The sequence below is a fragment of the Erwinia sp. S43 genome (genome assembly GCF_016624745.1).
Lineage (GTDB): Bacteria > Pseudomonadota > Gammaproteobacteria > Enterobacterales > Enterobacteriaceae > Erwinia > Erwinia coffeiphila.
Map to the genome: position 1 here is coordinate 16,119 of NZ_JACVTX010000009.1, position 21,435 is coordinate 37,553.

At 65.5% G+C, this 21,435-nt stretch carries 6 protein-coding genes; all 6 read left to right on the forward strand.

Annotation, left to right across the window (positions count from 1 at the left end):
* The first annotated feature begins 77 nt into the window (after positions 1 to 77).
* Genes IBT47_RS12925 through IBT47_RS12950 form a run of 6 tightly spaced genes read left to right on the forward strand, consistent with a single transcriptional unit; the run spans position 78 to position 21,382 of the window.
* Positions 78 to 11,762: a non-ribosomal peptide synthetase gene (locus IBT47_RS12925; protein ID WP_200560732.1), complete on the forward strand. Its 11,685-nt coding sequence runs from the start codon at positions 78 to 80 to the stop codon at positions 11,760 to 11,762.
* A complete protein-coding gene (locus IBT47_RS12930; protein ID WP_200560733.1) occupies positions 11,759 to 17,179 on the forward strand; it encodes a non-ribosomal peptide synthetase in 5,421 nt (1,806 codons plus the stop codon). Before IBT47_RS12925 ends, IBT47_RS12930 begins: the two co-directional genes overlap by 4 nt.
* Positions 17,176 to 18,243 carry a saccharopine dehydrogenase NADP-binding domain-containing protein gene (locus IBT47_RS12935; protein WP_200560734.1) on the forward strand — a complete coding sequence of 356 codons (1,068 nt, stop codon included), beginning with the start codon at positions 17,176 to 17,178 and terminating at the stop codon, positions 18,241 to 18,243. Before IBT47_RS12930 ends, IBT47_RS12935 begins: the two co-directional genes overlap by 4 nt.
* Positions 18,240 to 19,367, forward strand: coding sequence for a Gfo/Idh/MocA family oxidoreductase (locus IBT47_RS12940; protein WP_200560735.1), 1,128 nt, complete (start codon positions 18,240 to 18,242; stop codon positions 19,365 to 19,367). The genes IBT47_RS12935 and IBT47_RS12940 overlap by 4 nt, the downstream gene beginning before the upstream one ends.
* Positions 19,360 to 20,121, forward strand: a complete 762-nt coding sequence (locus IBT47_RS12945; protein ID WP_200560736.1) for a thioesterase II family protein — start codon at positions 19,360 to 19,362, stop codon at positions 20,119 to 20,121. Before IBT47_RS12940 ends, IBT47_RS12945 begins: the two co-directional genes overlap by 8 nt.
* Entirely contained in the window at positions 20,111 to 21,382 is a 1,272-nt protein-coding gene (locus IBT47_RS12950; RefSeq protein WP_200560737.1) for an MFS transporter, read from the forward strand. Before IBT47_RS12945 ends, IBT47_RS12950 begins: the two co-directional genes overlap by 11 nt.
* Positions 21,383 to 21,435 lie beyond the last annotated feature (53 nt).

A 21,435-nucleotide genomic window follows, 5' to 3' on the forward strand; every position in this document is an offset into this window, starting at 1 on the left:
GGCCGTTTCTTGCGGCCGGGCTTTTTCAGCAGGGCCTTATTTTTTATATCCCCCGTGGGGAAATTGAGGGAGGTTGGATGAAGCGATCGTCTATTGCCAGTGGCTGGGTGAGAGAGAAACTGTTGCAGCATGCGCAACACAAGCCGGACAGCATCGCGCTGCGCTATCGTGACAAGCAGAACACCGATGAATGGAGCTATCGTCGGTTAGTGAATACCGCCTTCGCCATGGCGCAGGAGATGGGCGATTCGCTGAACGTGAATCAGCGTGCCATCCTGCTGATGCCGGGCGATGCCAACTTTATTGCCAGCCTCAGCGCCTGCATTCTTAGCGGCGTGGCCGCCATTCCGGTCCATCTGACCAACGCCTTTCGTATTCACCGCAGCGCCGGGGTTATCGGCCATATTGTCGAAGAGAGCGCGCCGGAATACATCTTCACCTACCGTGCGATGGTCGAAGAGATCCAGTCGAAGGGCTGGCATCATCAGCGCAAACTGATTGTCGTTGACGAGCTGCCTGCCAGCCTGGCATCGGGCGATCTGCCGGATAGCGCAGCGCTTGAACAGATCTACCATCCCGGCGGCCCGGTCTACCTGCAATACTCTTCCGGCTCGACCGGAAAACCGAAAGCCGTCTGCAACTACGACGACAATATTCGTGCCCAGCAGCAGCTGCTGTTGGATCTGCACTGCCGCTGCCAGCCGGAGGTGATCACTGCCAACTGGCTGCCGTTCTATCACGATATGGGTATGCTCAGCGGCCTGATGATGCCGCTGCTTTCCGGCGGCTGCTGCAACTTTATGCCGCCGGCGCAGATGGTGGCCGACCCGCATCAGTGGCTGAAGCTGATTGAAGAGTACGGTGCCAACGCCGTCGCCGCGCCGGACTTCGTCTGGGCGCTGTGCAACGAGATGGTCAGCGATGAACAGGTTGCCCGGCTGGATCTGCGCTCGCTGAAGGTGGCCGCCAACGCCGCCGAGCCGATCCGCGCCGATACCATGGCGCGCTTTACCGATCGCTTCGCTCCGGCGGGGTTTGAACCGCAGGCGTTCACCCCAGCCTACGGCATGGCGGAGTCCACCCTGGCTATCACCTATAAACCGGCCAACACCGACTATGTGATCCAGCGCTTCAACGGCGCGGCGCTGGCGGCGGGCAGGGCGCAGCCGGATGCACACGGCAGGCCGCTGGTCAGCTCCGGGCGCGTCGACCCGCAGTGGCAGCTGCGAATTGTTGATGCCGACAGCCATCAGGCGCTGCCGGAAGGGCATATCGGCGAAGTCTGGGCCAGCGGCGCATCGAAAGCGTACGGCTACTGGAACAAGCCGCAGCTCAGCGCGGAAACCTTTGAAGCCACCGTTGCCGGTGAGCCGGAAGGGCATCGCTATCTGCGCACCGGCGATCTGGCCTTCCTGTGGCAGGGGGAGCTGTACATCTGCGGACGCCTGAAGGACATCATCATTGTGGCGGGTGAAAACCACATGCCCAACGATCTGGAACAGGCGATCGAAAAGCAGTGCGAAGAGATAAAAACCGGCGGCGTCTGCGCCTGTCAGGATACCGACAGCGGCGAGATCCTGCTGATGCTGGAAGCGCGCCGCCATCAGAGCGACGAGGTTTACACCACGCTTTCCCGCGCCGCCTGTGCGGTGGTGGCGGAACACTTTGGTCTGACGGTGGGGCGCGTTGTCGTGCTGTCGCAGGGCAAACTGAAGAAAACCTCCAGCGGTAAGATCCAGCGCCGCCAGATGATGAAAGAGTGGCAGGGCAACGAGCTTAGCCCGCTGTTTGTCTGGCAGAACGATCCTGCGGGCATCTCTGCCCTGGCTTATCGCGCTGAAAATCCCGAAGGCGGGATGGCAGAGAAGGATCGCCCGTCTGCCGCGCAGCAAGAATTGGCTGAGCGTGCCAATCCAGCAAACGGATCTACCCGCGTTGATAATGCGGCGGCTGCACGATTAACCTCGTCATCATCATCGTCATCGTTATCTTCAGCATCAGCATCATCATCGCCATTGTCACCATCATCGTCGGCAGCATCTGCCGATCGCGGGCATGCTGCCAGACACGATATGAGCGATGAGATCCTGCCGTGGCTGCACGACACGCTATGCCGCCTGCTGGCGGTCGGTGAACTGGACCCGGCCCAGGGACTGCTGGACGCCGGGCTGAGCAGCCTGCAGGCCCTGCGCCTGTGCCAGCAGATCAATGAAAAATACCGCTGCCGTCTGCGGGTCACCGATCTGTTTGCCCATCCGACCCTGCTACAGCTGAGCGGCTGGATCGCCAGCCACACCGCCGTGCAACGTGCAGACGAACAGCCTGTACCGCCGGTGAACGAGAACGAGGTGGCGATTGTCGCCATCAGCTGTCGCCTGCCGGGCCAGCAGCATGAGGGATGGCAGGCGTACGCCGACTGGCTCTCCGCCGGGGAATCGGCGGTGCGCCACGAAGCAAACGACCTGCGCCGCTTTGCGCTGCCGGTGGGGGCGCTGACGGATATCGACGGCTTCGACGCCGCCTTCTTCGCCATCAGCCCGAAAGAGGCGCAGCTGCTCGACCCGCAGCAGCGCATGCTGCTGGAGCTGAGCTGGCACCTGTTTGAACAGGCGGGCTGGCGGCCGGAAAGCCTGAAAACGGCGTCGCTGGGCTTCTGGATCGGCCAGAGCGGCAGCGAGTTCGGCATGCAGCTGATGCAGCAGAACGATCCCGACTACGCCAAAAGCTGGCTGGCAACCGGCATCAGCGCCAGCGCCAGTTCGGGCCGCCTGGCGAAGTTTTACGGCACGCGTGGCCCGGCGCTGACGCTGGATACCGGCTGTTCCTCGTCGCTGGTGGCGCTGGACTGCGCGGTGCGCAGCCTGCGCGCAGGACAGTGCCACGCGGCGGTGGTTGGCGGGGTTAACCTGCTGCTCTCCGCGCAGGTGGAGCAGGCGCTGACCAACGCCGGGATGCTCTCGCCGAACGGCCGCTGTGCCACCTTTAGCGATAAGGCGGACGGCTACGCGCGCGGCGAAGGCGCGGTGATGATGCTGCTTAAACCCTATGCTCAGGCGCTGTGCGATGGCGATCCGGTGCTGGCGGTGATAGAGGGCAGCGTAACGGCGCAGGACGGTGAAAGCAGCAGTCTGACCGCACCGAATCCGCAGGCGCAGGGCGCGATGATGCGCCAGCTGCTGGACGAAGCGGGCTGTACGCCGGACGCGGTTTCGCTGCTGGAAACCCACGGCACCGGCACCGCGCTGGGTGACCCGGTGGAGCTGAGCGCCGTAGCGACGGTATACGGCGAACGCCAGCAGCCGCTGCCGCTGGGAGCCAGTAAAACCCAGCTCGGCCATCTGGAAGCGGCTTCCGGTCTCTACTCGGTGTTACGCGCCGTGGCGCAGATCCAGCGCCAGCAGCACTTCGGCCACCCGCATTTCAGCCAGGTGAATCCGCAGCTGGCGGAAAGCTGGCCGCGCTATCGCTATCCACAGCAGACGCAGTCAGCCCGCGTGGAACGGGTGGCGGTAAACGCCTTCAGCTTTACCGGCACGATGGCATCGGCGCTGATTAAACGTGTGGAAACGGCTTCACTGCCCGCTTCGCGCGAAGAGGTTAACGGCCTGCTGCCCGTCAGCGGCCACAGCGAAACCGCACTGCGGCAGACCGCCTCGGCGCTGGCCGATGTCCTGGTGAAGCACCCGGAAAACGCTGCCGCGCTGCTGAATGCCTGGTGTGCCGGGCGCGAACATCGCTTCCCGCTGCGCGCGCTGATCCGCTACCGTTCGCTGGATGAGTTAATCAGCCAGCTGAAACAGCCGGAGATCGTGGCCACCGAACGCCTGAGCCGCTACCGCCAGGCAGACAGCGCCGAACAGTGGCTGAGCGGCGGTCGCTTTGACTGGCGGCAGGGCAGCGATCCGGCACATCCGGCCGCGCTGGCGCTGCTGCCGCTCTATCCGTTTGACCGCCAGCGCCACTGGCCGCCGGGGCTGCACTTCACGCCGTCAGCATCGGACACCACAGCGGAGCCGGGCAGCACAACGCGCGAAAGCAGCGCCAGTATTGAGGGACAATCTTCGCCGGGCCAGCCGGGCAGCGAGTTCGTGCGCGGCTGGGTGGCGGACACCCTCAGCCTGCCCGTGACGGATCTGAACGGCGATGACGATCTGCTGACGCTGGGGCTGGACTCCCTGCAAATGCTGGATCTGGTGGATGAGGGGAAAAAGCTCGGCGTTGCCCTGACGCTGGCGCAGCTGTTTGAAAAAACCACCCTTAACGCCTGGCAGCAGTGCTGGCAACAGGCGGAGCGGCAGGCGGAATCTGCCCCGCAGGCTGAAAAGGCGCAGGTACAGTGGGACGGCGGGGCCTTTACCCTGACCCCGGTGCAGCTGGCCTACTGGCGCGGGCGTCAGGGCGATCGCCAGCTGGGCGGCGTGGCCTGCCAGATCTATCTGGAGCTGGACTGCCCGCCGCTGGCCGATGAACGGCTCAGTGCGGCGCTGAACCATCTGCATCAGCGTCACCACCTGCTGCGGATGCGCATTAACGCCGACGAGCAGGGGGTCATTGAAGCCTGGCGTCCGGTGACCGTTGACAGCTATCACTGGCAGGCGCTGGCCGATGACGAGGCCGAAAATCAACGCCTGGCGCTGCGTGAAAAACTGTCCCACCGGGTGGCGGATCTCAGCCGGGAAAGCGGCTTCCATCTGGCGGCCAGCCACCGTAGCGAAGGCAGCCGCCTGCATATCAACATTGATATGGTGATTGCCGACGGCATGAGCGTACAGATCCTGCTGGCCGAGCTGAGCCGCGCGATTAATCAGCCGCAGGCGGCGTGGCCCGCGCTGGAATACAGCTTCCCGCAGTATCTGCTGGAACAGCAGCAGAACGATCTCAGCGCCAGCCGTGACTACTGGCAGCAGCGCCTGATGCAGGGGCTGCCGCAGGCACCGCAGCTGCCTCGGCAAAGCCAGGCCGGGCAGGGCGCACCGCGATTCAGCCACCGCGACTGGCAGCTGGACGCGGAACGCTGGAGCCGCCTGAAAGCACTGGCGCGCGGGCAGGGCGTTACGCCGTCGATGCTGCTGGCGGGCTGCTACGCGGCCACGCTGCGCGGCTGGTCGGCGGTGCCGGATTTCAGCCTGAACCTCACTATTTTTAACCGCCGTGGCGATCACCCTCAGCTGCCGGAACTGGTGGCGGACTTTACCACGCTGCTGCTGCTGGCCTGCGAAAGCCAGCCCGACGACACCCTGCTGGCCGGTATCCGGCGGCTCAACCAGCGCTTTATGGCCGACTTCGATCGCGCCGACTACAGCGCGGTGGAGGTAATGCGCGACGGCGCACAGCTGCACGGTCGCCAGATGGACATGCCGGTGGTGTTCACCAGCAATCTGGGCCGCGATCTGATCGGCAGCAATACGCTCGGCGAGCTGCACTACTGGATTTCGCAGACGCCGCAGGTGTGGATTGACTGCCAGGTGATGGAGCATCAGGGCGCGCTGCTGCTGTGCTGGGACAGCGTCGATTCGCTGTTCCCGCCGCAGATGGTTGAGCAGATGTTTGGCTTTATGTGCCGACTGATCGACGGCATCGCCAGCGACGAACGGCTGCTGCATGCCCCGGTGACGCACCATGTTGATAGCGCCGCGCTGGCGCAGCGTCGGCTATCGCAGGATCGACACACCGTGCCGCCGTTCAGCCCGCGCCTGCTGCCTGCGCCGTTCTGGCACAGCGTGCAGCAGCAGCCGCAGCAGCGAGCGCTGGTGGATGCCGACGGCGATCTCAGCTATCGGCAGCTCGGCAATCAGGCTCGGGAACTGGCCTGGCGACTGCGTGAAGCGCGGGTGCAGCCGGGCGATCGCGTGGCGATCCTGCTGCCGAAAGGCCGCCAGCAGATCGTCGCGGTGCTGGCCTGCCACGCGGTGGGCGGCATTTATGTGCCGCTGGATGTGGCGCAGCCGCCAACCCGTTTACAGCAGATTATCCGCCAGGCGCAGGTGCGAATGGTGGTGGGCGCGGGTGAAAATATTTTCGACGCCGGTCAAAACCCGGCGGATACGTATGGAACTGCGCCGGTCGCTGGCGAGGCCAATGCATCCGCCTCCGCACAGCATGCTGAAAAACCGGTCAACGCGTCTGCCGTGACTGGCCATGCTGATGACGCGTTTACCGCTCCCGCCGCGAATATGGAATACACCTGGCTGGATATCACCCAATCCTGCGACGCGCTGCTGCCATTGAGCGAAATCGCCTGCGGCAATCCGGCGGATGCCGCCTACATCATCTTTACCTCCGGTTCCACCGGGGTGCCGAAGGGGGTGATGGTCAGCCATCAGGCGGCGGCAAACACCGTGGATGAGATCAACCACCGCTACGTCGGCGAGGGTGCGATGCGGGTCTTCGCGCTGTCGGCGCTGAACTTCGACCTCTCGGTGTACGACATTTTTGGCGCACTCTCCTGCGGCGGCACGTTGGTGATCCCGGCGGAGGGCGAAGAGAAAGACGCCCCGCGCTGGCTGAACCACCTGCATCAGCAGGAAGTGACCCACTGGAACAGCGTTCCGGCGCTGTTCGATATGCTGCTGACCGCCGCAGAACACGATCCGCGCGGGCTGCCGCCGTCGCTTAACCGGGTGCTGCTTTCCGGCGACTGGGTGGGGCTGGATCTGCTGCCGCGCCTGCGCGCGCTGGGATCGCAGGCCGGATTTACCGCGCTCGGCGGCGCAACCGAGGCGGCCATCTGGTCAAACGCGCTGGACGTTGAACAGATCGACCCTGAATGGCAGGCGATCCCCTACGGCTATCCGCTGGCCCACCAGTCTTATCGCGTGGTGGATCGGCAGGGCCGTGACTGCCCGGACTGGGTCGCCGGTGAGCTGTGGATCGGCGGCGTCGGGCTGGCGATGGCCTACTACGGCGACGAAGCCAAAACCGCCGCCAGCTTCGTTATGCAGGGCGGCGAACGCTTCTACCGTACCGGCGATCGCGGGCGCTTTGTTCCCGGCGGCTGCCTGGAATTCCTTGGCCGGGAGGATCGGCAAATCAAGCTGAACGGCTACCGCATCGAGCTGGGCGATATTGAAGCCCAGGCCGAGCGTTTCAGCCGGGTGGGCCGCGCGGTGGCGATCTATCTGGACAAACCGCATAAGCACTTACGGCTGTTCGTTGAGGGGGAAGCGCAGCGCGAAACCCGGGCCACGGCGACTCTGACTGCGCCGCTGCCGAACGCCTTAGCGGTGGAAGAGACCGCTCAGCAGGAAGCCCACGCGGTGCGCCATCTGCTCTGCCAGCTGCTGACCACAAAGCTGGGTCTGGCGATCAGCGAATGGTATCAGCCGGATGCGCTGCTGGCTAAGGCGCAGATCGCCCGGCGCTATCGGCCGCTGGTGCGCCACTGGCTGAGCTGGCTGGTCGGGCAGGGCTGTCTGATCTCCGGCGAGCAGGGCGTGAAAGCCGGGCAGTGGCCGGGCGAATTTACCGCGCCGCCGCACCCGTACCTGGCGGCAATCGTGCAGTCGCTACAGCAGCGGCTTGAGTGGATCGCTGGGGTGGTACGCGGCGAGCAGAATGCGCTGGCACTGCTGGACGATCCGGTGCTGTCGCCGGAAACGCTGGTGGCCGGATCGCCGGAAACCCAGGCGGCTATCGATGCCGTGGTGGCGCAGATTGCCGCGCTGGCAGAGCAGCTACAGCGCCCGGTACGCGTGGCGGAGCTGAACGGCCGCAGCGGTCTGTTCGCCAGCGCGCTGCTGGCGGCGCTGCCGGAGTCGGCGATTGAATACTGCCTGGTGGAGTCGGCCTCATCGCTGCGCCAGCAGGCCGAGTTCCGCCTGAGCGGCTATCCGCACCGCAGCCTGCTACTGGCGGCTGCGGACCCTTGCCGCTTCAGCGCCGACGTGGTGCTCAGCAACAACGCGCTGCACCGCTTCAATAACATTGCGACAGGCGTTCAGGCCCTGCGCGGACTGTGCGCCGCCGACAGCCGTGCGCTGATACTGGAAACGCTGACCCTCAGCCCGCTGGCGCAGCTGACGGTGCTGCTGCTGCCGCAGGAAGCCGCTTACGCCGATCGCCGCCGTGGCAGCCTGTCGCCGCTGCTTTCCGCCGACGGCTGGCACGCGGCGCTGGCCGAACAGGGGATGACGGTGGCATCGGCCTGCGCGGTGGGCACAGGCGCGCTGCTGCTGCAAAGCCTTGCGGGCCGGTCGCGCGCGATGCCGGACGCCGCCGCCCTGCGTAGCTGGCTGCAGCAGCAGCTGCCAGCGTACATGCTGCCGCAGCAGATCCATCTGCTGGAGGCGATGCCGCTCAGCGCCAATGGCAAAGTGGACCGCCGTGAACTGGCGGTGCGCGCCGCCGCTGATGCGCAGGCGACGGGCAGTACGGTCAGCGCCGCGCTGCACGGCGAGCGCGAGCATCAGGTCGCGGCGGTGTGGCAGCAGGTGCTCGGCGTGATGCCGGACGCCGCCAGCAACTTCTTCCAGCTGGGCGGCGACAGCCTGCACGCCACGCGGATTGTGGCGCAGCTCGGCGATATCGGCATCGGTGGTGCCACTCTCGGCCAGCTGTTCGCCAGCCCGGTGCTGCGTGATTTTGTCGGCCAGCTGCCCGAACAGCAGGCCAGCGTGCAGATTGCCGCCCTGGCCCACGATGCCAAACAGCGCTACCAGCCGTTTGCCGCCACCGACGTACAACACGCCTACCTGACCGGGCGGCAGTCCGGCTTCGATCTCGGCGGCGTGGCCACTCACTACTATTCGGAATATCAGGGCGAGGCGTTTGACGCCGCGCGGCTGGAGCAGGCGCTCAGCCAGCTGGTGGCGCGTCACGATGCCCTCCGTCTGATTTTCGACGAACAGGGAATGCAGCGCGTGCTGCCCGAGCAGCCCGGTGCCGCGCTGACCGTGCTGCGCTGTGCGGCCGCAGAATGGCCATCCTTTACCGAACAAACGCGTGAAAACCTCTCTCACCGCGTGCTGGCACCGGGTGAATGGCCGCTGTTCCACGCCACGCTGATTGAAAGTGACGACGGACAAAATCGCTTCTGCCTGGGGCTGGATAACCTGGTCCTGGACGGGCTGAGCATGCAGATGTTTATTGCCGAGCTTGCCGCACTGTATGCCGATCCGCAGGCCGCGCTGCCAGCGGTGGATATCGGTTTCCGCGATTACGTGACCGCCGTTCACGGCAAGCAGCGGCCGGAATCGGAACAGTACTGGCTGGATCGGTTGGAAAACCTGCCGGATGCCCCGGCGCTGCCGCTGGCCTGCGATCCGCGCACCCTCGGTACGCCGCGCTTCCGTCGCCGCAACGGCTGGCTATCTGCTGAACGCTGGCAGCAGCTGACCGCTAAAGCGCGTCGCCATCAGATCACCCCGTCGTGCCTGCTGCTGACCTGCTATGCCCAGGTGCTGGCTCGCTGGTCGGCGTCACCGTCGCTGAGCATCAACGTCACGCTGTTTGACCGCCAGCCGGTCCATCCGGCGATCAATCATGTGATGGGCGATTTCACCTCGCTGCTGCTGCTGGCCTGCCACCACCAGGCCGGTGAGAGCTGGCAGCATCGCGCTCGCCAGCTTCAGCAGCAGCTGGGCGACGATCTGGCGCATATGGATGTCTCGGCGGTGTGGGTGATGCGCGAACTGAGCCGCCTGCGCGGCAGCGCGCAGACCATGATGCCGGTGGTGTTTACCAGCGCGCTGGGCGCGCAGAACGCCGACTATCCGCAGGCTGACTTCCCGCCGTCGATCTGGGGCGTCTCGCAGACCCCGCAGGTGTGGATTGACCATCAGGTCTTTGAGCGCGGCGGCGAGCTGCACTTCAACTGGGACGTCGTGGAGGGGCTGTTCCCGGCGGGTATGGTGGATGAGATGTTTGCCGCCTACGGCGATCTGCTGCGCCAGCTCAGCGAAAGCGAGAGCTGGGACGGTGTGATTCAGCCCGAACTGCCCGCGCCCCAGCGGGCCGCACGGCATCAGGCTAACGGCGTCACGCTGCCGCAAGACCCCCGTTCACTGCACGGTCGGGTGGCCGATGCCATGCGTGAGCATGCCGACCGCACCGCGCTGATCGACGGCGAACGCCAGCTGAGCTTCCGCCAGCTGGAGCTGAAAGTGCAGCGGCTGGCGCTGGCGCTGCTGGAGCAGGGCGCACAGGCCGGGGAGCACATTGGCGTGGCACTGCCGCGCGGCAGCGAGCAGGTGATTGCGGTGCTGGCCGTGCAGTGGATCGGCGCGGCCTACGTGCCGATGGCCGTCTCGTGGCCACTGCACCGCCGCCAGCAGATCGTCAGCAAGGCGGCGATCCGGCGAGTCATCAGCGGTCATGATGTTGAGTGGCCGTCGGACATTGCGCAGATTGCCGCCGATGCCCGCCCGCTGGGTTCACGACTGCCTGCCGCCGCGCAGGTGGAAGCGGATGCGCTGGCCTACATCATCTTTACCTCCGGCAGTACCGGAACCCCGAAAGGCGTGGCCGTTTCCCACGCGGCAGCAGTGAACACCCTGGTGGCGATCAATCAGCTGTACGGCGTAATGGAACGGGATCGCGGGCTGGCGCTGTCGGCGCTGCATTTCGACCTGTCGGTGTGGGATATCTTTGGCCTGCTCTCGGCGGGCGGCAGCCTGGTCACGGTGTCCGGGCAGGATGAAAAAGACGCCTGGCGCTGGCTGGCGCTGGGGCAGGAACACCGCATCAGCCTGTGGAACAGCGTTCCGGCCCTGCTGGAAATGGTGCTGCCGCTGTGTGAAATGCAGGATGCGCCCGCCGTGCTGGCGGATCTGCGGCTGGTGATGCTCTCCGGCGACTGGGTGTCGCCAACGCTGGCGCAGCGGCTGCAAGCCGTAGCCCCGCAGGCACAGGCCATCGCGCTGGGCGGTGCCACCGAGGCATCGGTCTGGTCGAATCACTGGCCGATAGCACAGCGCGTTGACGGCTGCCCGTCCGTTCCCTACGGCGTGCCGCTGCCGAATCAGGCGTTCCGCGTGGTTAACGATCTGGGCGACGACTGCCCGGACTGGGTGCCGGGCGAACTGTGGATCGGCGGGTGCGGCGTGGCGGCGGGGTATTTTGGCGATGAGCAGCGAACCGCCAGCCAGTTTGTCACCCTGAACGGCCAGCGCTGGTATCGCACCGGGGATATCGGCCGCTGGCTGCCCGGCGCGGTGCTGGAGTTCCTCGGCCGCCGCGACAATCAGGTGAAAGTCTCCGGCTATCGGCTGGAGCTGGATGAGATCCGCCTGGCCATCGACAGCGCACCGGCGGTGAACGATGCGCTGGTATGGGTAGCCGAACAGGGCGGTCGCCCGGCGCTGGCGGCGGTGGTGCAGTCCGCACAGCAGCCGGACTGGCGCGCGCTGGCGCAGCATCTTGCCAGCCTGCTGCCGGCTTATGCCATCCCCTCTCTGTGGGGCTACTGCGACAGCTGGCCGCTGACCGACAACGGCAAGCGCGACCGGCGTGCCATTGAAGCGCTGGCCCAGGGTGTGGCGCGACAGGCGGCGGATCGCCCGCTCAGCGACGCGGAACGGCAGCTGATTGCGCTGCTGGCTCCGTTGCTGGAGCGCGACGACATCGATATTTACGACAACTTTTTCGCCATCGGCGGCGACTCCTTTATTGCCACGCGGCTGGCCGCCGCTCTGCGCCGTGAACACGGAACAGAGCTGCCGCTGTGGCAAATCTTCCAGTTACAAACGCTCGACCGCATCGCGGAGGCCGTGGCTTCCGCCTGCGAGCAGGCGTCGGATACCCATTTTGAGGAAGGAACGTTATGACCAGCCATTCACCATCGGCGCAGCAGGCGCTTTCCCTGCTGCTTTTCCTTGAAAAACAGCAGGCGCAGTTCTGGTTAGATGCGGGCGCGCTGAAGTTTCGCGCCCCGCAGGGGGTGATTGGTCCGCAGCAGATTGAGCAGCTTAAGGCGCTGAAACCGCAGATTATCGCACTGCTTGAGCAGTGGAGCCGCGAAGATGCCTTTATCGCCGAGCCGCAGGACCAGCACCTGCCGTTTGCGCTCAGCGATGTGCAGTCCGCCTACTACATTGGTCGCCAGCAGGCGTTTAACTTCGGCGGCATCGGCTGCCACGGCTATTTTGAAATTGAAGCCTCGCGCTGGGATGCCCCGCGGCTGGAGGCGGCCTGGAACCGGCTGGTGGCGCGCCATGCGATGCTGCGTGCCGTCGTCAACCCGCAGGGCGAGCAGCAGATCCTGCCGTCGGTGCCGCACTTTGACATCGCCAGCCGCAATGCGTCGCCGCAGGCCCTGCGCGAAGAGATGTCCCACCGGGTATACGCCACCGACCGCTGGCCGCTGTTCGATTTACAGTTCAGCCACACCGACGCCGGTGACTGCCTGCACTTCAGTATCGATCTGCTGATTGCCGACGCGCTGAGTATTCAGATCCTGCTGGCCGAGCTGTGGCGTGAATATCGCGGTGAGTCCGCCGGTGATGAACTCACCGTGAGCTTCCGCGATGTGATCCAGTATCAGCAGCGCCAGCAGCGGCATCGCCGCTATGCCGAAGCGCGGGATTTCTGGCTGGATCGGCTGGAAAGCCTGCCGGAATGCCCGCTGCTGCCGCTGCTGCCGGAGGCCGCCAACGAGGGAACGCCGACCTTCTTCCGCCTCAGCCAGCAGTGGGACGCTACGCAGTGGCAGCGCCTGCGGTCACGCTGCCAGCAGCAGGGTGTGTCGCCCTCCGCGCTGCTGCTGACCCTGTATGCCGAAACCATGGCGCGCTGGTCCGCCAGCCGTCATTTCTGCCTCAACCTGACGGTGATGGATCGCCCGGACGTGCACCCGCAGGTGGCCGCACTGATCGGTGACTTTACCTCGGTCAGCCTGCTGGAGGCGGATCTGCGCGCTACCTGCACCCTCGGCGAGCGGGTAAACCAGCTGCAAACCCGGCTGTGGCAGGACCTGGAGCATAACGCCTTTTCCGGCGTGTCGACCATCCGTGAACTGGCACGCCAGCGCGGCAGCCAGCGTGCCCGTATGCCGGTGGTGTTTACCAGTGCGCTGGTCAGCGATGAGCACGCGCCGGATACCGCCAGCGCGCTGCCGGGCGATGCGCACTTTACCTGGGGCATCAGCCAGACCCCGCAGGTGTGGATCGACTGCCAGGTGATGCTGTTCCAGGGCGGACTGCTGATTAACTGGGATGTGATCGACGGCGTGTTCCCCGAAGGCACCGTGGCGGCGATGTTTGACGCCTTTAGCGGCCAGATCGCTCGGGTGCTGGAGGACGATCGCTGCTGGCAGCAGCCGGTCCAGCTGGCGCTGCCCGGCGCGCAGCAGCAGACGCGCGCACGCGCTAACCACACCGCCCGTGATATCCCCAGCGGATTACTGCACGACGAGCTGCTGCATCAGGCGGCACAGCGGCCACAGGCGGTGGCGCTGATTGATGGCGACGGTGAAGTGACCTATGGCGAACTGCTGCACCAGGCGCAGACCCTGGCCGCAGCGCTGGCCGCTGCGGGCCGCTATGCGCTGGTGCTGAACGTGCGTCGCCAGCAGATTATCGCCGCGCTGGCGGTGCTGCTGGCGGGCGGCACCTATATCCCGGTCGACGCCGGGCAGCCGGAGCAGCGCATCGCCCAGATCGTTGCCGACGCCGGGGTGAAGGCGGTGCTGGTCGCCGGGCAACTTGAGCAGCAGGCGTGGCAGCAGCAGGGCGTGGCGGCGGTGGATGTATTGCATCCCGTGGCGCTGGAACCGCAGACCGTAGCGGCGCAGATCGATCCGCAGGATGCCGCCTACATTATCTATACCTCCGGCAGTACCGGGCAGCCGAAAGGCGTGGTCATCAGCCATGATGCGGCACGCAACACGCTGCACGATCTGCAACAGCGGCTGGCATTAACCGCCGACGACCGCCTGCTGGCGCTCTCCCGCATCAGTTTTGACCTGTCGGTGTTCGATATCTTTGGCGTGCTCGGTGCCGGTGGCGCGCTGGTGCTGCCCGCCGAGGCCGACCAGCGCAACCCGGCGCAGTGGGCGCGGCTGATCCGCGAACATCGGGTGACGCTGTGGAACACGGTTCCGGCGCTGATGAATATGCTGACCGGCTATCTGATGACCGAAAACGCCACGCTGGATTCGCTGCGTTCGGTGATGATGTCCGGCGACTGGATACCGGTGGGGCTGCCCGCGGCCATCGCCCGCTGCGCGCCGCAGGCCCGTCAGCTGAGCCTTGGCGGCGCGACCGAGGCAGCGATCTGGTCCAACAGCTGGCCGATCGACCCGAAATATCACTATCAGCAAAGCATTCCGTACGGCCTGCCGCTGGCTAATCAGCAGTTCCGCGTGGTCAACGCGGTGGGCGAGGACTGCCCGGACTGGGTGCCGGGCGAGCTGTGGATCGGCGGGCGCGGCGTGGCCCTGGCCTACTGGGGCGACGCGGAGAAAACCGCCGATCGTTTTATCACCGACGAGCGCGGCGTGCGCTGGTATCGCACCGGCGATCGCGGCTGCTACAACGCCGACGGCGTGCTGATCTTCCTGGGTCGACTGGATCAGCAGGTGAAAATTCGCGGGCATCGCGTGGAGCCGGGCGAGATCGAAGCGGCGCTGTCGCGGCTGCCGCAGGTGGCGCAGGCGTCGGTGGTGGTGCGCGGTGGTGCGATGCAGAAAGAGCTGCACGCTTACGTGGAACCGGCGATGCTGGCGGCGGCCGGTCCGCAGGAAAATGCCCAGTGGCAGGCGGTAGTGCCGTCGCTTCAACTGGCGGCGAGCAGCGTGACCGCTTCGCTGGATCGCGGGCAGATTGCCGAACTGACCGACGCGCTGGACCGCGTGGCGCTGATGCATATGGTGAAGGCGCTGTGTGACTGCCGGGCGCTGAACGTCGGCCAGCCGGTAACGCTTGATGAGATGATGCAGAGCGGCGGCGTGGCGGAAGAAAACCGCCAGCTGGTGCGCCGCTGGCTGCGCGCGCTGGTGCAGCACAACATGCTGGTGCAGGACGGCGACCGCTATCGCTTGCAACAGTCGGTTGATACCGCAGCGATCGCCCGCCTGTGGCAGCGCGGCGAACAGCTGATTGCCGGGCTGGACGACAACGGCGGCCTGCTGACCTATCTGGAGCGCAGCAGCCGCTGCCTGCCGGAGCTGCTGCGCGGCGAAGAAGATCCGCTGAATCTGCTGTTCCCGGACGGCAAGCTCGATGTGGCGACCCACGCCTATCAGAACAACCTGATCAGCCGACTGATGAACCATCTGCTGCTGCACGCGGCGGAAGAAAAGGTCCGCACGATGGCCGAACGCCGTCGGATGCGGGTGCTGGAGATCGGCGCGGGGGTTGGCGGCACCAGTAACGTGCTGATCCCGCTACTGGCGGGCTATGACGTCGAGTACACCTTTACCGACGTTTCGCCGTTCTTCCTTAACGAGGCGCGTCAGCGCTATCAGCAGCACGACTTCGTGCGCTATCAGCTGTACGACTTTAACCGCCCACCGCTGGAGCAGGGGCTGGACTGTGGTCAGTTCGACATGATCGTCTCCAACAACGTGCTGCATAACGCGGTAGTGGCGCGCGACGGGCTGGCTAATCTGCGCCAGCTGCTGGCCCCCGGCGGCTGGCTGCTGATTATCGAAGCCACCCGCGACAACTACCAGCTGATGACCTCGATGGAATTTAAGCACGGCCTGACCGGCTTTGCCGACGAACGTCTGGAGTTTGACTCGCCGTTTATGCCGCAGGATCGCTGGCTGGCGGCGCTGGATGACGTCGGGGCGGAATCCCTGTGGGCGTGGCCGCCGGAGCAGGATGCGGTATCGCGCCTGGGCCAGAGCTTTATGCTGGCGCAGTTCAACTCCCGCCGCCAGCGCTGTGAACCGCAGGCGCTGCTGGCCGCCCTGAAAGTGCAGCTGCCCGCCGCGATGATCCCGGCCCGACTGGCGGTGCTGGAAGCGCTGCCGGTAACGGTGAACGGCAAGATCGACCGCCGCCAGCTGCCGGAGCTGCCTGCCGCCGCCGAAAGTACGGCGCAGTCGGCCAGCGAGGCGGGCAGCGACGCGCTGGAAACCCAGCTGCTGAGCCTGTGCCGCGAACTGTTGAATAACGCCGCCATCGGGCCGGAGGATGACTTCTTCGCCAGCGGCGGCGACTCGCTGCTGATCACCCAGTGGGTCAGCCGCATCCGCGAAACGCTCGGTGCCGACCGCGTGCCGTGGGAGGGCAGCCTGCGTCAGGTGCTGCAACAGCCGACGGTGCGCGCGCTGGCGGACTACCTGCGCGAGCAGGGCGCGGCGCAGGAAGAGAGCGGCGACGGCTACGCAAAGGTCGCCTGCCTGAAGCCGGGCGACGGCGAAGCGGTGTTTATTTTGCATGAAGGCAGCGGCACGGTGCTGCCGTGCCTGTCGCTGGTGGAGGCGCTGAGCGGACCGGTATACGCCATCAGCGTTGCCAATACCGAGGCCTTCCTCGACCTGCCCGCCGAGGGGCTGATCGCGCGGCTGGCCAGCGACTATCTGGCGGAGATCCGCGCCGTCGCGCCGGATGCCCACCTGTTCGGCTACTGCAAAGGCGGCCTGCTGGCCTATGAGATCGCCCGTCAGGCGATGGAAAACCAGACCCCGCTGGCGTCGGTAACGGTAGCCAGCAGCTACCGCATTCCTTATGTGATTGACGATCCGCTGATGATCGATATGGCTATCGTCTGGGCGCTGGGCATTGATGCACCGTGGCCGCTGGACAGGCTGGAGCTGGAGGAGGTCTATCAGCAGATCCTGCACCGCAATCCGGCGTCCATCACCCCGCAGTGCGTGGCGCGCGTCGCCCGCGAACAGGGCAAAACCGCTTTCGCCAGCGCCTATGAAGAAGTACAGCAGCGCACGCCGGAGCAGCGTCTGAACGAGCTGACCGCCGCCATCGTCGGCAATTCCGGCGGCCAGCCTGCGCTGGCCGAGGCCGAGTGGCAGCGCATGTGCGCGGTGTTCCGCCACAGCATTCGCGGCATCTGCTGCTACAAGCCGGGCTTCTTTGCCGGGGAGATGACCTTCGCCTGCCAGCAGGGGGATACCTATCTGCTGCCTGCGCTCCAGCGCGATATGAAATCGTTCTGGGAAGGGGTGTGCATCGATGAAGTGCGCTATGTCGATTTGCAGGGCGACCATTTCAGCTGCATGAGCGCGGAAAACGTCGCGCCGCTGGCGCAGCATCTGGAACAGCAGCGGAGGGCAGGATGAAACACATTATTGTGATCGGCGGCCGGGGGGAAGTAGGCCGTGCGGCGGTGGCGCTGCTGCGGTCGCTCGATTACCGGGTAACGGTGGTCGGGCGCAGCCCCGGCGGGCTGGAAGCGGACTACCGGCAGTGCGACATCTTCGATGCGCAGGCGCTGGCGGACGTCTGTCGCAGGGCCGATCTGGTGCTCAACGCCGCCGGTCCGTCTTCGCTGATTGGCGCGCGGGTGGCGCAGGCGGCGCTGCTGGCGGGGGCGGGCTACGTTGATGTGGCGGGCGATCCACCGCTGTGGCGTGAAATCGCCCAGGACGGCAGGCTGCAACACGCGCTGGCCCAACGCGCCTGCGTGCTGGGAGCCGGGTTAACCCCCGGCCTGGCGGCGATGCTGCCGCGCTATGCGCTGGCGCGGCTGGCGCACGTTTCCCATATCACCCTTTACGGCGGCGGCATCGAGCGCTTTACCGCCGTTTCCGCAGCGGATTTCATTGCCAGCCTCAATCCTTATCAGGAGCAGGGCCGGGCAGGTACGGTGATTGCCAACGGGGAAATGCAGCGGGCTTCGGCGCAGCAGCGGGTGAAGATTCCCACCGCCGCCCGGCCGTTTGACGCGCTGCCGTTCCTCAGCTTCGAACTGGAACAGCTGGCCGGCGAGTTCGGGCTGGGCAATCTGGCCGCTTACAGTCTGGTGGCCGATGCGCAGATGCTGCTGGCCTGCCAGCAGCAGGATGAGGCGCAGGCGGAACTGGTACGGCTGAGCACTGAGCTGGCCGCTGCCGAAGGCGAACAGCAGCACTTCTGGCTCCAGGCGCGGGGCACCCAGGCCGGGCAGCCGGTCAACCTGGAGCTGCGGCTGCGCTTCGCCAACAGCTACCGCCTGACCGGCAGCGTGGCGGCGCTGGCGGTGGATGCGCTGCTGCGCCAGCCAGCGGGCGGCCTGAAGTGGCTGCCGCAGGTACTGACGGCTGAACCGCTGCTCAATGCGCTGCACGCGCATGGTCTGCTGGCGCAGTTCACTTCCAGCGTGCTGCCTGCCGAACAGCCACAGTTTACCGAGGGGGAGCTATGAGCCGTCCGTTACGCGTGGTGGTCTGCGGTACGCTGTTTGGCCAGGTCTATCTTTCCGCGTTTAATCAGCCGTTCGCCGGGTTTGAGCTGGCGGGCATTGTGGCGCGCGGCAGCCAGCGATCCCGCGATCTGGCGGAAAAGTACGGCGTGCCGCTTTATCAGCACGTGGACGATCTGCCGGGGGATATTGATATCGCCTGCGTGGTGATCCGCTCGGCCATCGTCGGCGGGGCGGGCAGCGAGATCGCCCAGGCGCTGTTGCAGCGCGGCATCTCGGTATTGCAGGAGCATCCGGTTTATCAGAGCGACGTGGCGCAGTGCCTGAAGCTGGCCCGTAAACACGGCTGCACCTACCACGTAAATACCCACTATCCGCACAGTCCGGCGGTGCGGCGCTTCATCCGCGTGGTGCAGAACGCGCTGGCGGAGCAAAAGGCGTTGTTTATCGACGCCACCTGCGGCGTGCAGGTGATCTGTAGCCTGCTGGATATTCTGGGCCGCGCCTTTGGCCGCTTCGCCCCCTGCGCCTTTGAAGCGCAGGACGGCTGGAGCCAGGCGCTGCGATCGCAGATGCAGGGCACGCCGCCGTACAGCCCGCTGCGCGGGGTGATTGCCGGGGTGCCGATCGCGCTGAATCTGCAAAATCAGCTCGACCCCGCCGATCCGGATAATCATTTCCACATTATGCACCGCATCTGCGTGGGCCTGCCGGGCGGCAACCTGCTGCTGGCCAATACCCACGGTCCGCTGCTCTGGCACGCGCAGATGCATATCCCGCGCGAACGGACCGAAACCGGCTGCCGTGAACCGCTGCCGCCGGAGCATGCGCCGCACTATTACCGCACGCCGCTGTACGCGCTGGCCGAGGATAACCGTGACGATCTGGACGGCGTGCTGGCGGAACAGTGGCCGTCGGCGGTGCGCCATGCGCTGCGTGAGTTTGCCGCGCGGATGGCCGATCCACAGCCGCAGCATGCCCAGCAGCTGCTGGCGCTGACCGCCGCCTGGAAGGATCTGATGAGCCAGGTCGGCAATCCGCAGAGCGTGACCTTCGACGCGCCGCCGCCGCTGCCTGCCGCCGCGTGGGCCGCGTTTAATCAGGGCGAGGAGCAAGACGATGACTGAACAACCTTTACGCCTGCTGCGTGCAGGCACCTCCCGGCAGCTGGTCTGCTTCCATCACGCCGGGGGCATGGCCGAGTACTTTCTGCCGTGGCGCGACGGCGTGGCGCAGGAAAGTGCGCTTTACGCCACCCAACTGCCGGGCCACGGTGCGCGGATGAACGAAACGCCGCTGACCTGCCTGCATCAGATGGCCGATCGGCTGGCCGCCGCCTGCCACTTCCTGCCGCGCCGTCCGACTTTTTTCTTCGGTCATAGTATGGGGGCGGCGCTGGCGTTTGAAGTGGCGCTGCGCCTGCAAAAACAGGGCAGGCCGGTGGACGGGCTGGCGGTGTCCGGCCGCCTGCCGCCGCACCGCAACAGCGGCAGCGACTACTACCGCCAGAGCGACAGCCGCCTGCTGGATAAAGTCACCCGGCTTTCCGGTGATGAGATGCCGTCGGGCCAGGCCAGCGAGCTGCTGACGCTATTGATGCCGGTATTTCGCGCCGATTTTCAGGCGATTGAAACCTACCAGCGCCGCTGTGCGGAAAAACTCAGCTGCCCGGTCTTTGCCGCCGTCGGCGAGCGCGACAGCGAAGTGTCGGTGGAGGAGATGTCGCAGTGGGAAAGGGTGACCGGACATCGCTTCAACCTGAAAGTGTTTAGCGGCGGTCATTTCTATCTTCAGCATCAGCGCAGTGCGCTGCTGGATTTTTTAAACCGCGAGTGTGACCGTGCATCCGGTGCCTCGGTGAAGGAATATCATGAAATATAATGCGAATATCGTCAGCCTGTTCGGCCTTTACTGCGCGCAGGGCACGCCGCTGGGCTTTGCCCTGTTTGCCCTGCCGGGAATACTGCGCGAGCAGGGGGCGGATCTGCGCTTTATCGGCCTGGTTGGCCTGAGTATGCTGCCGTGGGCGTTTAAGTTTATCTGGGCTTCGTGGCTGGAGAACCGCCGCCCGTGGGGCTTCCGCGCGCTGCCTGCCGGGCTGGCGTGGATACAGCTGTTAAAACTCTTGTCGCTGGCGGCGATCGCGGCGCTGTTCTGGTTCGATCCCGCCGGGCATATTATCGGCCTGGTGGTGATGGTCACGGCGGTGAACCTGTTCTACGCCACTCAGGATGTGGCGGTAGATGCGCTGGCGGTGCGCACCTTTGCCGGTAGCCGCCACGTTAACGTCAACGTTGGCCAGGTGGCGGGCTTCAGCCTCGGTATGCTGGTGGGCGGAGTGGTCAGCCTGTATGTCTTTTACCGCACCGGCTGGCAGGGTACGGTGCTGCTGTGCCTGCTGATCCAGGTGGTCTGCCATCTGCCGTTCCAGCTTCATCTGCGCCACTTTGCCCGCCAGCCCGCTGAAGTGGCACCGCTGGGCGAGAAGGGCGCTGCACTGCGCTATATCTTCCGCCGCAAACACTGGAAGCCGGTGATCCTCACCGCGCTGCTGTTTAAATCCGCCAGCACCCTCGGCGCCAGCCTGGTGTCGCCGCTGCTGGTGGATATGGGCGTCAGCCTCGACCAGATTGCGCTGATCTCCGGCAGCGTGCTGATCGTCAGCTATATTGCCGGGGCTGTGGCATCCGGCGTGCTGCACCGCTGGCTGAGCAGCGCGCGGCTGACGCTGATCGGCCTGTCGGGCAGCCTGCTGTGCTGGCTGGGGATGGCGCTGTCTTTAAGTGCCGATCGCGCATCCACCCAGTGGATCTTCACCTTCTTCGTGCTGGAAGGTTTCTTCTTTAACCTGTGCTGCGTGGCGCTGTTCGCCTGGTTTATGTGCTGGAGCGAAGGGGAAAAAGACGGTTCGGTGGTGCAGCCTGGCACCGACTTTACCCTGTTGCAGTGCTGCGAAGTGCTCGGCAGCAGCACGGCAATGGTGATTGGCGGCACGCTGGCGCACTACCTCGGGTTTGCCAACACCTTCTATATGGCGGCCCTGTTCGGCGCGGTGATTGCGCTGGTGATTATGCGCTGCTTCCGCCGCGTGCCGGACCGTTCACCCGATGAACCGCAGCCGCTGAATGAGGTGGCGCAATGAGCGAGCCGCAAAACGGCAGCGCCTTTCGCTGGCTGATGGCGCTGGTCAGCACC

Bases quoted from the DNA above. Each gene is read 5' to 3' on its own strand.
- IBT47_RS12925 (WP_200560732.1), top strand. From the start codon at position 78: ATGAAGCGATCGTCTATTGCCAGTGGCTGGGTGAGAGAGAAACTGTTG.
- IBT47_RS12930 (WP_200560733.1), top strand. From the start codon at position 11,759: ATGACCAGCCATTCACCATCGGCGCAGCAGGCGCTTTCCCTGCTGCTT.
- IBT47_RS12935 (WP_200560734.1), top strand. From the start codon at position 17,176: ATGAAACACATTATTGTGATCGGCGGCCGGGGGGAAGTAGGCCGTGCG.
- IBT47_RS12940 (WP_200560735.1), top strand. From the start codon at position 18,240: ATGAGCCGTCCGTTACGCGTGGTGGTCTGCGGTACGCTGTTTGGCCAG.
- IBT47_RS12945 (WP_200560736.1), top strand. From the start codon at position 19,360: ATGACTGAACAACCTTTACGCCTGCTGCGTGCAGGCACCTCCCGGCAG.
- IBT47_RS12950 (WP_200560737.1), top strand. From the start codon at position 20,111: ATGAAATATAATGCGAATATCGTCAGCCTGTTCGGCCTTTACTGCGCG.